This window comes from Bacillus sp. URHA0034 (assembly GCF_056280405.1).
On record NZ_JBWCDK010000001.1, the window covers coordinates 101,554 to 115,840 of the forward strand.

A 14,287-nucleotide genomic window follows, 5' to 3' on the forward strand; every position below is an offset into this window, starting at 1 on the left:
TAATAGTAACGGTGCTTAAATGAACAAAGGGTTGCTGCGGTACTTTTTTTCTATTCCCACAAATCGTGGCAATATTGTTGAAAAGTAAAAGAGAATTTTGCAGGTTAATGGCATAAGACTCTTAGGCGAAGTTAAATTAATAGATATTAAAAGGCAATATTAATTTTACGGTTGATAGTCACCTTTGATTAAAAATTCCAACAAGTACCTACTATTCTCCTGTTATATCGATATATTATACTAGTTATTAGTGATTCATTGTTAGGTGAATCAACTTAATCAGTATAAAAGGAGAGCGGAATGATTGATAGAGGTGAAGGGAAAGGTTAAGAAATTATCGAAAAAGGTTTATCCCTTTTCCATCGGATTTTTATGTGTAGGATTATTGTCTAATGTGTTTATACCGGTTACCCAAGCAGCAGACAATCCTCCTTGGGTAAGTCCCATACAGGTATCTCCCTTAGCTACTGACGGAAAGACACTATCAGGGGATGTACAAATTTCTGTTAACGCAGGGGATGACCAGGGAGTATCCAAAGTAGAATTTTACAGTGCCGATGGGAAGTATCTAATTGGGATGAAAAGTTCTCCACCTTATACTGTAAAATGGGCGACCGCTCCATGGGTTTCCGATGGAGAACAAATCTTGAAAGTTATTGCCTACGACAAGTCAGGGCAAAAAGCTGGCACAACCAGAACAGTTTACATTCAGAATGATAAGGTTGCACCATCTTCACCAACGAATTTACACACCACTGCCAAAACGAATAAAAGCATCTCTCTAGCATGGAGTGCTTCTACCGACAATGTTGGCGTGGTGTCTTACGACATTTACAATGATCAAGCTCTAATCGGGACTTCAACGAGCACGAGTATGAATCTGAACGATTTAACCCCAGGGTCAACGTACCATTTGTCTGTAAAAGCAAAAGATCATGCTGGGAATATTTCAACCGCAAGCAATACAATTAATGTGACAACGGACGACCTGCCTCCAACTATGAGTTCCCTAGAGATATCTCCTTTAGGTAAGGATGGAGAAACCGTATCAGGTAATGTGGTGCTTTCCGTCAAAGCTAATGACGATAGTGGGATTTCAAAGGTTGAGTTCTATAGTGGAAACGGTAAGTACCTGATTGGGACGAAAACATCTGAACCCTATACCGTTACATGGGCAACCGATCCTTGGGTTCCTGATGGGGAACAGGTTATAAAGGCGATTGCCTACGATAAATCGGGGCAAAAAGTCGAGTCCTCGCAAAAGGTTTACGTTCAGAATGATAAAAGTGCACCTTCAGCACCAGCGAATTTGCACACCACTGCCAAAACGAATAAAAGCCTTTCGTTAGCCTGGGATGCTTCTACCGATAATGTTGGCGTGGTATCTTATGACATTTACAATGATCAGACTCTAATCGGGACTTCAACGAGCACGAGTATAAATCTGAACGATTTAACTCCAGGAACAACGTACCATTTATCTGTAAAAGCAAAAGATCGGGCAGGGAATGTTTCAGCTGCAAGAAGTACATTTAATGAGACTACTCAGGACCTGCCTCCAACTGTGAGTGCTCTAGAGGTATCTCCTTTAGGTAAGGATGGAGAAACCGTATCAGGTAATGTGGTGCTTTCCGTCAAAGCTAATGACGATAGTGGGATTTCAAAGGTTGAGTTCTATAGTGGAAACGGTAAGTACCTGATTGGGACGAAAACATCTGAACCCTATACCGTTACATGGGCAACCGATCCTTGGGTTCCTGATGGGGAACAGGTTATAAAGGCGATTGCCTACGATAAATCGGGGCAAAAAGTCGAGTCCTCGCAAAAGGTTTACGTTCAGAATGATAAAAGTGCACCTTCAGCACCAGCGAATTTGCACACCACTGCCAAAACGAATAAAAGCCTTTCGTTAGCCTGGGATGCTTCTACCGATAATGTTGGCGTGGTATCTTATGACATTTACAATGATCAGACTCTAATCGGGACTTCAACGAGCACGAGTATAAATCTGAACGATTTAATTCCAGGAACAACGTACCATTTATCTGTAAAAGCAAAAGATCGGGCCGGGAATGTTTCAGCTGCAAGCAGTACATTTAATGTGACGACTGACGACCTGCCTCCAACTGTAAGTTCCCTAGAGATATCTCCTTTAGGTGAGGATGGAGAAACCGTATCAGGCAATGTGGTGCTTTCCGTCAAAGCAAATGACGATGGCGGGATTTCAAAGGTTGAGTTCTATAGTGGCAACGGTAAGTACCTGATTGGGACGAAAACATCTGAACCCTATACCGTTACTTGGGCAACCGATCCGTTGGTTCCTGATGGGGAACAGGTTATAAAGGCGATTGCCTACGATAAATCGGGGCAAAAAGTCGAGTCCTCGCAAAAGGTTTACGTTCAGAATGATAAAAGTGCACCTTCAGCACCAGCGAATTTGCACACCACTGCCAAAACGAATAAAAGCCTTTCGTTAGCCTGGGATGCTTCTACCGATAATGTTGGCGTGGTATCTTATGACATTTACAATGATCAGACTCTAATCGGGACTTCAACGAGCACGAGTATAAATCTGAACGATTTAATTCCAGGAACAACGTACCATTTATCTGTAAAAGCAAAAGATCGGGCCGGGAATGTTTCAGCTGCAAGCAGTACATTTAATGTGACGACTGACGACCTGCCTCCAACTGTAAGTTCCCTAGAGATATCTCCTTTAGGTGAGGATGGAGAAACCGTATCAGGCAATGTGGTGCTTTCCGTCAAAGCAAATGACGATGGCGGGATTTCAAAGGTTGAGTTCTATAGTGGCAACGGTAAGTACCTGATTGGGACGAAAACATCTGAACCCTATACCGTTACTTGGGCAACCGATCCGTTGGTTCCTGATGGGGAACAGGTTGTAAAGGCGATTGCCTACGATAAATCGGGGCAAAAAGTCGAGTCCTCTCAAAAGGTTTACGTTCAGAATGATAAAAGTGCACCTTCAGCACCAGCGAATTTGCACACCACTGCCAAAACGAATAAAAGCCTTTCGTTAGCTTGGGATGCTTCTACCGATAATGTTGGCGTGGTATCTTATGACATTTACAATGATCAGACTCTAATCGGGACTTCTACGAGCACGAGTATAAATCTGAACGATTTAACTCCAGGAACAACGTACCATTTATCTGTAAAAGCAAAAGATGGGGCCGGGAATGTTTCAGCTGCAAGCAGTACATTTAATGAGACTACCCAGGACCTGCCACCATCTGTGAGTCCTCTAGCGGTATCTCCAGTAGAGAGTGATGGAGAAACCGTATCAGGCAATATTAATTTATCGATCACAGCCACAGATGATACGGGGATTTCAAAGGTCGAATTCTACAGTTCAAATGGACAATATTTGATTGGAACAAGGACGTCTGAACCCTATTCCGTCACTTGGGCAACTAATCCATGGGTTCCTGATGGAGAACAGGTCGTAAAGGCGATTGTCTATGATCAATCAGGTCAAAAAACTGAAACATCAAAAACGGTATACGTTCATAATCAAATGGGACCTCATGCACCTAAGAATTTCAGTCTGACAGGGAAAACCGAACATTCCATTTCTTTGAAATGGGACGGCTTATCAGATAGTGATGGTGTAACAAGTTACTCCCTTTATCAGAACAACGTAAAAATTATGGATACGACAAGTACCCACTTTGTTGTAGGCGGACTAACTCCGAATACCCAATATACTTTTTACGTTACGGCAAAGGATGCAAAAGGCCAAGAATCAGCTGCGAGTCAAAAGTTAACAGTTTCGACTGGCTCACCGGTGCTTACGCCTCCAAGTTATGTGGTTTCTGGTTACTATGCAGGCTGGTCTACCTATAGCGGATTTGATGTATCTAACATTGACGCTTCTAAGTTAACACAAATCAACTATGCCTTTGCAAATATTGGGGACGATCTAAAAATGCAGATAGGAGATCCCTATGCAGATATACAAAAATCGTTCCCAGGAGATTCTTCAACGGATGCGTTTAAAGGGAATTTCAATCAACTAAAAAAATTAAAACAAAAATTCCCTTATCTAAAAACCGTCATCTCAGTGGGTGGGTGGAACTGGTCCAGTAAGTTTTCGGATGTGGCTTTGACCGACTCCTCCCGAACTGTCTTTGCGGATAGCGTTGTTAAGTTCTTAGTAACGTATGGTTTTGATGGCGTTGATTTTGACTGGGAGTATCCGGTTGGGGGAGGATTAAAAACGAATGTTACTCGTCCAATCGACAAGACCAATTATACGCTTCTCTTGCAAAAGGTTCGTGAAAAACTGGATGCGCAGCAAGCTTTAGATGGGAAGAAATATACCATTTCGATTGCTGCCGGTGCTTCAGCTTCCTTTGCTGAAAACACGGAATTGGATAAAATAAGTAAAATCGTAGATTATGTTCAACTTATGACCTATGATATTCATGGCCCATGGGAGAGCCTTACCGGCTTTAACTCCCCTCTAAATGCCAGCTCTGGAGAAACTTCCTATTCGCCGAATGACGCGCAAGCTGTGCAGTTATTTTTAGACAAAGGGGTTCCTGCAAATAAACTCGTTATGGGTGTCCCATTTTACGGATATGAATATAACGGTGTTAATAATGTTAATAATGGATTAGGTCAATCTTATACAGGCGTTGATTCAGTTTCTTATAGTACAATAGAGAAAAGCTTTGTCGGAAAAAATGGATTCGTCCGTTATTGGAACGAAGATTCCCAAGTTCCTTATTTATGGAACGGATCTACCTTTATTAGTTATGACGATGCTGAATCGATGGATCAGAAAGCAGCCTTTATAAAATCAAAAGGACTAGCAGGCGCCATGATTTGGGAGATCAGTCAAGATCCTAATGAAGTCTTGCTGAACCAACTAACAACAGATTTAAAGTAAATAAAGAAGGGCCTTCGGGTCCTTTTTTTACTTTGATTCACCATGGAATTCCTCCTATATAAAGATTTTTCATTTTGTCTAAAACAGAGCTAAAAAACATTTTACCTCTTTCGAAACGAGAATAGTTTGGCAGATTAATAGATAACTCCCAAGTACCATACCAAAATATCTAAAGTACAAAAATTAGGACTATATAAAGACCATTCTTTTTTATGGCACCGTCTAATAGTTGTGGAAAATACAGTTTGTGAGATACTACACTTAAACTTTGGAGGCAATAATTGTAGTTCAAGCTGTCATTTGGGCGGCATGTCGTAAGGTACTAAATGACGAAGAATATAGGTAACAAACATATGCGGGAAGGAACAAAATTGATGGAAACTTACCAGAACTATACTCAAAACTTGCGGTAGCTCCCTTGTATATTATTCAACTGATATTGTGTATGGGCTACTTAATTTTCACCCGAAAAGACAAAGGCGTCTTTACATCTATATTTAAAATTTATTGCATTTTTATAATTGTTAATTATCTGATCGCACTTTATTTTCGGCTCTTTCACTAAAGGGCGTATTACTGAAACTCGGTCATGCTTTTTTCTTATTCGGTAACTGGGCAGGGTTAGTTCAACAAGGATGGACAACTTCTTGTTCCAAAATATGCTAATATAAATCCAGCTAATATTACTTAAAGGTGGGAATGTAATGAAACAAATACCATTTGAGCGACCGAACGAGCATTATGATGAACGGTTATACCCAATTGATGAGCAATTATGTTCTTTATTAAAGCAAAGAAAAGACACATCAGATCATAACCCAGGTTATCCACCACTTGAGTATATTTTAAAATGGGCTGAAAAGTATGACCTTTATGAAGATCTATTAAGGTCAATATTTGGCGTTTTAAGAAATGAAGACCATTTTCGCCCACAAGTTGAACCAACCCATTTTCAAAAGTATGTACCCGTCTTAAAGTCAGTGGAAAAGGAACAATGTATATATTCAATTACATTTATTCGACAATATGCAAATGCCAGTGTTGTTAATTTTAATATTGATTGGTTATCAGAAGAAGAAGATAGATTTAATAGTTGGAAATTATGGATTGGTGAGGAATATGATTGTAGAGAAACTGGCGGAGGAGGTACGGAAGGACACCTAAATTATAACTTCGTTGTTTCTCCTCGGCTGCCTGACGATATTTCTGGTCTGAATTTTATATTTAGAGAAAAGGAAACTCCTTTTGAAGGAAATGCAATGGGGCAGGAAATAATAATACATATAGAATAGAAAATAGAGCCATTTTGAAAGGGTTTAATGAAAAATGAAGTGGTCAAAATTAAGAAAAAAATTTATGGAGTTTATTACGCCTGAATTAAAAAAAAGAATTGATGTCCACATGACAGGTTATCACGATGCACATGATGATTATGGTGAGGCGTGGATAACGTTGGACGGAAAAAAAATATTCGGAGGCGGTTATTATCATTGGTATGTAACACCAATACCTACAAACTCAATTAATGATTTTTCAAAACATCATGCCTTTCACGAAGATTTTTATAACGTTCAAATTAAATCAAAAAAAATTGAAGAAATAATGAAATATGGCGTTCATGAAACAAGCCACATTACAAATAATATTTGGAATTATATCAATACTCCTTATGAGGAAGCCCTCTCCTCTAACAATCCTATATATAAGGCATTTTCTTTGATTGACCGACGTTTAGGAAAAAGGCGATTTGACAAAATTCAACTTAATGAGTTAGAACACCCTTTAGTAATTATTTTTTATTATTTAAGAAAACAATGTTTTGAAGAAAAAAACCAATTCTCTTCTTAAACAAACTGGGGGCATTACTGGTACACAGGTAATGCTTTTTCTTATTGAAGTAACTGGGTAGTTCACTCGCGATAAATAAGCTTTCATAGATCGGGAAGAATACTTATTAAAAGGATAAAGAGGGTGCATGTAACATTGAATAAAAGAATTAACTTTATTTGTTTAATACTCTGTATTGCTTGTTTTGTACCAATAAATGAGATAGCCTTTGCAAGTCCAAAGGATACACCTCCTTCTTTTGAGGAAAAGTTCACTGATGTTGGATATAAACCTGTTAAAGATGCAGTAAAGGAATTTGAAAATCACTTTAAACAAGATGTGAAATTTCCCAAAATAAAACCTTCTATTTCTTTCACCCATGAATTCGGAAGATTTTATGAAGATAAGGAATATGACACGAATGATTTCCTGTCAATTCGTTTTGTGAATGAAAAATCACTGGAAAATAATTATAAAATTGATATTCGACCCTTAAAAAATAAAGTGGTTTTCAAAGACAAGGTTAATCAAAAAGTATATACACTTCAAAATGGACAAAAAGCAATTTATACGGATAATACTCCAATTATGAATTTTCTAGTTTTTGAAAAAGATAATTGGCAATATATTCTCGGCATTGACAAAAAGGTATCAAACAAAGTTACACCCGAAATATTAGTAAAGATCGCTAACTCAACTGATTAAATATAAAAAAGACATCTGAGCAGGGTCTAACGGGTTCTCTTTTCGGAGAGAAAGTTACTTTATATAGTTTAAATCACACTGTTTTAGCAATACGATTAACACAATAAATAACTCAAAGAAGCATTGAGATGTCTCAATGCTTTTACATTAGATCAAAATTGGTTCCTTCTGGATATAGAGCAATATATTCCTCGTCTTCAGGGTTTAAATAAGCTATTTTGACACCTTCAAGAAGGTGGTTACTCTTTAACTCTTCTATTATTGTTTGTGTTGCCTTCTCAACATCTATAACATAGTTGATAATATTAGTTGTACCACTACCTATATCTCCGCCATCACACGAACCGTTGCCTGTCCAACCTAAACATTCATTCATTAAGTCCTCAACATGATGTCGCTTTTCAAGAGTTGCTTCCATCTGGTCTTCTTCATAGCTGTATTGAACAACAAGTTCGAATAGTTCTTCTTCATCTAGATAATCGTATCCCTCATTAGCTTTTTCTTCGGCTAATTCATCCATCAACTTCGCAGCCTTTTGAAATAGTGATAATTTCTTTTCCTCACTCTCACCAGTATCTCCAACAGCTCCATAATGAATTACAAGCGTTTTACCATTTTGCCAAACTTCCCAATACAAAACCTCATCATCGAATTGTTTAATCATCTTAATCAAAACTAACACCCCATATCGTCATAAAAACAGCACTCTAATCGGCAATGACAATGGTTATTGTCCACTGTTATTTTATATGCTAATTTTCTGTTATTTTCCTTCTAATTTCAACTAAATCCTTTATTTAGCAATAAAAATGACAGACCCATATTAAGCTAATTGGTCTGTCTTTTAACTGTTTATTTTATTGTTTTCTCTCCCAAAGGAGAACCCGTTAAGCAGGGGTAAGGTGGTTTTTTTTTTGTTAGTTAATAAAGATTATTCACTTAAACTGATATGAACGAAACTGTCAATGCCCCCTACACAATTTGATTTTGGTTTTGGTTTTTGGGCAACCCTAAGAAGAGAAGCGAATTTCGGCTTCTTTTCATTATTAATTTGAGATCAGCCTTTTAAGGCTAGGGAATCTCCTTCTCAGCTTACTAACTTTCCCTCAAATCCTAGAATGGTTGTCAAGTGCTTTCCTTGACGACCATTCTAGGATTTGAGATGCTTTTGAAAGCTGAGAAATGATTAATTTCCTCCTTTTCATTTAATGATAATAGATAAGGACACGGCACGAAGGCAAAAGATCTCTACAACGGTTATCACTCTGATATTCGTGGGTTCTCACATTTTATCTTTCCGTATAAAGGAGCTTCCACTAACTAACGACGTGCGTTAGCCTATTTAGACATAGCACAAGTTTAAGCCGTGGGTTCTCCTTTCCGGTTTTAACCTTTGCCTTCGAGCCCTATTCTTATCACATTTCTTTTTAAAAGTTTGGATTTATGGTTATTTTCTTTGTTAACTAAGCGTTTGGTAATAGATTTATGATATATTCTTTTTTTGTTTTTTCTCTACTTCTTGTGTAATTGCCCATATGAATCCTGACAATTCTCTCGCTACTGCTGTTATGGCTTTTCCGGCAACTTTTCCACGGGATAGTAAACGAAAATATCTTTTATTCAAACGGGTTTGGGCTTTCCATGAAATCTGAAGTAGCTCTGGTGGTTGCCCTTCTTGTCTCTTTTTTAATTTTCCTTTCACAGCCGGTGGATATCGATAACTCCAAGCTGATTCGATTAACAATCTTCGGACATGACGGTTTCCTGTTTTTGTGATCTTTCCTTGTCGTCTAAGTTCCCCACTTGAACTTTCGCTCGGAATAAGACCTACATATGCCATGAATTGCTTAGGAGAAGAAAATCGTTGGAATGATCCGACTTCTGCTACTAAACTAGCTGCTGTAACCACAGCTACTCCTCGTAGTGTTTGAAGGGCTTGAATCATTGGTGCGTGCACACCTATTATAGCTTGCCGTTCGATTTCTTCTTCCAAACGATTTAATCGTTGTTGAATTTCAGTTAATTGATGCATGTATTCTTCATAAACAATTCTTGAAGCAGAGCGCTCAAATTTTAATGTATTTAACCACTCACAATATCGTGTTGTCCACTTTTTCACACCTTTTTGGGGACGAATATCGTGACGTAAGAGGAATTTGGTTAATCGGTGTTTTGCTCTTAATTCATCTTCTTTGGCGTCTTCACGAGCCCGAACTAAATCCCGAAGAGCTTCGTCATCTTCCGTTGGCACATAAACAGAAGTTAATTCGCCGGAGCGAAATAACTTTGCTAGTTTAATCGAATCCCTACGGTCAGTTTTGATGCGCTCACCAGGTTTTTTAGGGATTAAAGATGGTGCGATCACTTTACACTCAATTCCTAGGCTAAGAAAAAGTCGAAATAAACCATAGCCAGTTGGTCCAGCTTCATAACACACTCGAAGATTCTCTTTTTCTCCCAGCTTATTTACTAACTTTCTAATGGATTCCGGTGTGTTTGGAATCATTCCCCAATACCTTGGCTCATCACGACCTTCGTCTGCAATGGCAACGGCAATTTTTTCTTTTGAAACGTCTAAACCTACATATTTAATGGTATCCTTCATAATAGCTAGCTCCTTCCGTAATGTAGCTCTGATTTGGTTTGTTTTTTTCAGTAAACAGTGTAACCAAATTAATCTACGATGTTACGAGTAAGGAGCTAGTTTCGTTCATGATAACTAACGGGTGCAAGATCTAAAGATGTGATTGTTGAGGCGGTCTTTTTTGTTTACGAGACAGGTAAGTAAAATTTATGAGATGAGATGAATTAATCGTGATATATTGACAGTTATTGCAAAGGTAAAAGGTAAAAAGTTTATTTTGGATTTGGATATATCTTATATGATTTTGAAATAGAACAATGTTCTGAAATCGATGTTAGTTTTTGTAAGAAGATACAGAAAAAATCCTTACTCAACTAAAGGGTGCGATTCTTCACAAGTTTATTTTAGAAATTAAAAACATAGACTACGAATAAGATACTTATTTTCGGAGGCTTTTAATGTGCAATTTAGTTGGTATCGGTATCGGACTGTTTTTTGATTTACTAGGTGGTTTATTTCTATATTTCAATACAAAAGAATACCCAAAGCATTTGAAGTTTCTTTCACTTATTTCTACTGAAGGAGGAATGGTCCTATTAGGGTTATTAATAATCCTAATATCTTTCCTTTCATTTTTAGGGATTGGAACTGGAACGTGTGAAAGCATTTTTTATTAAAAATAGGTTTGAATAACGAAGGGATTGTTCAATAAGAGTAATCGCATCATTCATTCCACTAACTAGCATGTTATACGGAGTTATTGGGTGTTTTGGATAATATTATTTGAGGATGCGAATTCTAACTATAAAATTATGGGAGGCTCGCATCATGAAGAAAATAATTGCCTTTTTCACCATTTTTTTGATCTTGTTCACAGGAAACTTAGCTTATGCTAAGCCTCCAGAGCCAAGAGAAATTAAACCATATGCAGAAGACTGGTATGTTACACCAGAAGATATTGTATTGGATATTGTATTTCCGGCTATTGATAAAAGGGTAATAAAAGAATATGGAGATGGACTATTTAGTTGGCAGTCACAAAGGATTGTTGGTATTGTTTATAACAATAACCATTCCTACGATGTTTCCGTGAGGCTTCAAGTTCCTGACGAAAGAGATATCCCTGGCAACTATGCACAAGACCTAGTTAAAGTACGAGTATCTCCTTCCTGCGAAAGCCCTAAAATAGGATGTAGTCATGGTTTCAAAGTAGAAGTGCTAGAGTACAAACATGAATCAAATTAAGAAGGGAAAGGGTGTTGCATCATTTTAGGTAACACCCTATTTATAATTGGCCACCAAAATATCTGGCTGACCTTATAAGACGAACAGGTGCTTAAGTTTCGCAACCAACTGGCTGTTTACGACAGTCCTTTTTCATTATCGTATTGAACTAAAGGCTCAGGATAAAAATAATAGTCAGTTGTTAAAATTTATTAAATTGAAATTATGAGGTATAGCTAATGTCTAATCAAAAAGCTGAAAAATTAGTAAGATTTATCGTTCTTTTCCTAACCTTGGCTTTTGGGCTTTTGCTAAAAAAGATTGTATTTTTCATTATTGGTGCAATCATTTTGTTTATAGTTCTACCACTTTATTTTAGAAGCAGGAATAACAAGACTTCCACTAAAGAATGAATTTTTTTTGTAAAACTACGCAAAGACAAGATTGTGAAAGATTGTACTTAAACTACAGGGTGCTTGAGTTGAAGATCGTAATGAGTTGCTGCGCAGCTCTTATTTCAATGGCTTCTTCAACTAAAGGGGCAGATTTGTTGAAGAAGAAATAATTAATTACAATATAGAAAGTAGTTCCAGTAAGTAACGAAGTTCGTCGAAAAGGGGTTAATAAATGTTTGGGATTAATTTTCAAATAGAGGACTCTCCTACACTTAGAAGTTGGTTAACCGAACCAGATTTTGACCCATATTTACATTTAAATGGATATATAGATATATCTTATAGAGAAAATAACTTCTTTTTGAATTATTTGCAAACACCTTTGGAAGGAAGGATTCCTTTTGAAACCAAAATGAGGTATCTAATTGTTAATATAGTTAATGACTTGTTGTATTTCTTAGCAGAATCAGATAAACCTGGCTTATACGAATTAGGTGAATCACCTAACATTTATAAGCTAGTCCTGGTAAATGAAAATAACCAAATTCAATTGTTTATGCACACCGATTTTGAGGAAGTTGAAGAAGATATAAAAGTACATTGGTATGACGGTAAGAATATTTTATTTGAAGAAAATATGCCAATAAAGAGTAACTTTATTATCGATAAAGAGGAATTCTTAGATGGAGCGTTAAAATCAATCCAAGATTTTTTCAATACTGTAACTGATAAATTTCCTGAACTGAATACTAATGAAATCTTTATCTTATTAAAAAGAAGATACGATAAAGTGAGAAAAATCTAATAATGTTAAAAGATTTTGGGAGGATTGTGAAAAATATACTTACGTCAACGGGTACAATAGTTAAGGTTGGGCTATCTGCAGCGATCCCCTTTCTAATTGTACTAACAGGTTTGCTAGTTTTGGAGAATTCAGCACTGATGACCGTTTTTTACTTATAGGAACTTATGAGAATGGATATATACTAGAAAACACTTTACTTTAAGGGCCAAAGTTAAGGATCAGAGCTGTCATCTAGACAGTTTTTCTTTTTTTATCGGTAAGCTCCTTAACCTTCCCTGTTTTTTACTACTTTTTTATGTTTTAGGACTAAACTAATTATATTGGGAGGATTAGTATGATTGATAATATTAATTTAACAATAAATATCGGAATAGTTAAAATTCATCTTCCCGATGCAAATAATCCCAACTTTATGATTGCACAAAGCTTAGGCGAGGAATTTGGTCTAGAAACTAATGACGAAGCCGAAAAAAAATTACGCCACGCTTTAAAAAACACAGGTAAAGACTATAAGAAAGTTAAAATTGACGCTGAAAGTGGCTGTGTATTTATAAATGCAAATTCAAAACTAGGTGATAGCATTCTTGAAGTGGCAATTATCATTAATCAATTGGCCATAGAACCATTTCGACAAGAACTTACCTCAGAGCAGATTGAAGAGGCGAAAAAAGTCTTAACTTCTTGGAAACGCCCTAAACCTCAAAAATGGCAAGAAGGCGATATATTTACCATACCGTTATCAGATAGTACATTTGGATATGCACAAGTGTCATCTCATCAAAATAAAAAGTCAACTCTTGCATGTACTGTATTTGATTGTCGCAGTCAAGAAATCAAACCAATAGAGGATATTATTTGTTCAACGGTTATATCCATTATGACGCTAAAGAATTTATTTGATTTAAACAGTGGTAAGTGGAAAGTAATAGGTAATCATTCATTAGTGATAGAAAAATCAAAGGTCCCTATGGATCATCTGGCCCAGCCAGGAATTGGTTCGAAGATTTACCAAGAATCAATACTCAGTGATTTTATAGAAGCGTACTTTAAGATAAAGCCATGGAACCATTTACCTTTTAAAGATAACTTTATGGATACACTTCTTTTGCCAGGTGTGGTCCGGCCTGATAATGTTATTATCCTGTCGAAAGAACTAAAGAAATTATACTAAAACAAATGATTTATGAAGATCTGTTAGGATACCCAGTTTGTCCTGGTAGTAGCTCTTTATTATCGACTAACAGGCAGCTCAATAAGTATAGAATTAACGAGTCCTTAGGAGTGAGATTATTTGGGTCTAGATGTTTTGCTTTATGATGCGAACGATAAACGTATAGGAATGCACGAAATATCGGACAGGTTTGCTGAATAAGGATTGGTATTCTTTATTATATTACTTTTATTAAGCTTTATGGATGTGATAGCTATGTGTGGAATAGATTTTGTAATCGGAGTAACCGATAAAGAAGCATCCAAGGCAGAAAGATATGTTCATTTTAATGAGAACATACACTCTTACTTAAAGGAAAAGGAGTATGGCAATGACTTTGATCTTCTTTTGAATCTTGATCCTTATCGTCAAACCATAATATCTAGAGACAAGATTCCAGATTTACTATTAATATGCAATGCCTTAATTAATAAATACAATATAACTGGTGAAAGAGAACGGAAAATAAGGACTTTTGCAAAAGAATTAATGAAACTTTGTGAAAATGCCATAAAGTAAAAGAAACATATTTATGCTATTGGAGATTAGTTTAGTTTGTTCTAATTCACTCTTCCTGTCTGTTACAGGTACGGGTAAAAGGGTTTAAGAACATTAGCTACTC

12 protein-coding genes are annotated in these 14,287 nt (G+C 36.7%); 10 read left to right on the plus strand and 2 right to left on the minus strand.

Annotated elements, in window-relative coordinates; all coding sequences use genetic code 11:
* Positions 1 to 313 precede the first annotated feature (313 nt).
* The 4 genes from ACZ9EE_RS00645 (at position 314) to ACZ9EE_RS00660 (ending at position 7,447) form a co-directional block, all read left to right on the plus strand.
* Positions 314 to 4,915: an Ig-like domain-containing protein gene (locus ACZ9EE_RS00645; protein WP_476025042.1), complete on the plus strand. Its 4,602-nt coding sequence runs from the start codon at positions 314 to 316 to the stop codon at positions 4,913 to 4,915.
* Between the two features lie 704 nt (positions 4,916 to 5,619).
* Complete coding sequence (locus tag ACZ9EE_RS00650; protein WP_476024760.1) at positions 5,620 to 6,207, plus strand: hypothetical protein; 588 nt, start codon at positions 5,620 to 5,622, stop codon at positions 6,205 to 6,207.
* A 34-nt stretch (positions 6,208 to 6,241) separates the two neighbouring features.
* Positions 6,242 to 6,763 carry an SF0329 family protein gene (locus tag ACZ9EE_RS00655; protein WP_476024761.1) on the plus strand — a complete coding sequence of 174 codons (522 nt, stop codon included), beginning with the start codon at positions 6,242 to 6,244 and terminating at the stop codon, positions 6,761 to 6,763.
* Between the two features lie 135 nt (positions 6,764 to 6,898).
* Positions 6,899 to 7,447 (plus strand): carbon monoxide dehydrogenase, encoded by a 549-nt coding sequence (locus ACZ9EE_RS00660; protein ID WP_476024762.1) that lies wholly within the window; start codon positions 6,899 to 6,901, stop codon positions 7,445 to 7,447.
* Between the two features lie 142 nt (positions 7,448 to 7,589).
* Here ACZ9EE_RS00660 and ACZ9EE_RS00665 read toward each other — a convergent pair whose 3' ends face one another.
* On the minus strand, positions 7,590 to 8,120 hold the full coding sequence (locus ACZ9EE_RS00665) for a WGR domain-containing protein (RefSeq protein ID WP_476024763.1): 531 nt from the start codon (positions 8,118 to 8,120) through the stop codon (positions 7,590 to 7,592).
* Between the two features lie 810 nt (positions 8,121 to 8,930).
* Entirely contained in the window at positions 8,931 to 10,052 is a 1,122-nt protein-coding gene (locus ACZ9EE_RS00670) for an IS110 family RNA-guided transposase (RefSeq protein WP_476024764.1), read from the minus strand.
* Positions 10,053 to 10,489: 437 nt separating this feature from the next.
* Between ACZ9EE_RS00670 and ACZ9EE_RS00675 the strand changes: the two genes are divergently transcribed.
* The 6 genes from ACZ9EE_RS00675 to ACZ9EE_RS00700 all read left to right on the plus strand — a co-directional run bounded on the left by ACZ9EE_RS00675 (position 10,490) and on the right by ACZ9EE_RS00700 (position 14,184).
* The gene (locus tag ACZ9EE_RS00675; protein WP_476024765.1) at positions 10,490 to 10,708 is read left to right on the plus strand and encodes a hypothetical protein; all 219 of its coding nucleotides are present in this window, start codon (positions 10,490 to 10,492) and stop codon (positions 10,706 to 10,708) included.
* A 151-nt stretch (positions 10,709 to 10,859) separates the two neighbouring features.
* A complete protein-coding gene (locus tag ACZ9EE_RS00680) occupies positions 10,860 to 11,276 on the plus strand; it encodes a hypothetical protein (protein WP_476024766.1) in 417 nt (138 codons plus the stop codon).
* 218 nt (positions 11,277 to 11,494) lie between these two features.
* Positions 11,495 to 11,668: a hypothetical protein gene (locus ACZ9EE_RS00685; RefSeq protein WP_476024767.1), complete on the plus strand. Its 174-nt coding sequence runs from the start codon at positions 11,495 to 11,497 to the stop codon at positions 11,666 to 11,668.
* 214 nt (positions 11,669 to 11,882) lie between these two features.
* Positions 11,883 to 12,455 (plus strand): hypothetical protein, encoded by a 573-nt coding sequence (locus ACZ9EE_RS00690; RefSeq protein ID WP_476024768.1) that lies wholly within the window; start codon positions 11,883 to 11,885, stop codon positions 12,453 to 12,455.
* 334 nt (positions 12,456 to 12,789) lie between these two features.
* Positions 12,790 to 13,626 (plus strand): Imm26 family immunity protein, encoded by an 837-nt coding sequence (locus tag ACZ9EE_RS00695; protein ID WP_476024769.1) that lies wholly within the window; start codon positions 12,790 to 12,792, stop codon positions 13,624 to 13,626.
* 240 nt (positions 13,627 to 13,866) lie between these two features.
* Complete coding sequence (locus ACZ9EE_RS00700; RefSeq protein ID WP_476024770.1) at positions 13,867 to 14,184, plus strand: hypothetical protein; 318 nt, start codon at positions 13,867 to 13,869, stop codon at positions 14,182 to 14,184.
* Positions 14,185 to 14,287 lie beyond the last annotated feature (103 nt).

Bases quoted from the DNA above. Each gene is read 5' to 3' on its own strand.
- ACZ9EE_RS00700 (WP_476024770.1), top strand. From the start codon at position 13,867: ATGGATGTGATAGCTATGTGTGGAATAGATTTTGTAATCGGAGTAACC.
- ACZ9EE_RS00685 (WP_476024767.1), top strand. From the start codon at position 11,495: ATGTCTAATCAAAAAGCTGAAAAATTAGTAAGATTTATCGTTCTTTTC.
- ACZ9EE_RS00670 (WP_476024764.1), bottom strand. From the start codon at position 10,052: ATGAAGGATACCATTAAATATGTAGGTTTAGACGTTTCAAAAGAAAAA.
- ACZ9EE_RS00695 (WP_476024769.1), top strand. From the start codon at position 12,790: ATGATTGATAATATTAATTTAACAATAAATATCGGAATAGTTAAAATT.
- ACZ9EE_RS00675 (WP_476024765.1), top strand. From the start codon at position 10,490: ATGTGCAATTTAGTTGGTATCGGTATCGGACTGTTTTTTGATTTACTA.
- ACZ9EE_RS00650 (WP_476024760.1), top strand. From the start codon at position 5,620: ATGAAACAAATACCATTTGAGCGACCGAACGAGCATTATGATGAACGG.
- ACZ9EE_RS00655 (WP_476024761.1), top strand. From the start codon at position 6,242: ATGAAGTGGTCAAAATTAAGAAAAAAATTTATGGAGTTTATTACGCCT.
- ACZ9EE_RS00690 (WP_476024768.1), top strand. From the start codon at position 11,883: ATGTTTGGGATTAATTTTCAAATAGAGGACTCTCCTACACTTAGAAGT.
- ACZ9EE_RS00680 (WP_476024766.1), top strand. From the start codon at position 10,860: ATGAAGAAAATAATTGCCTTTTTCACCATTTTTTTGATCTTGTTCACA.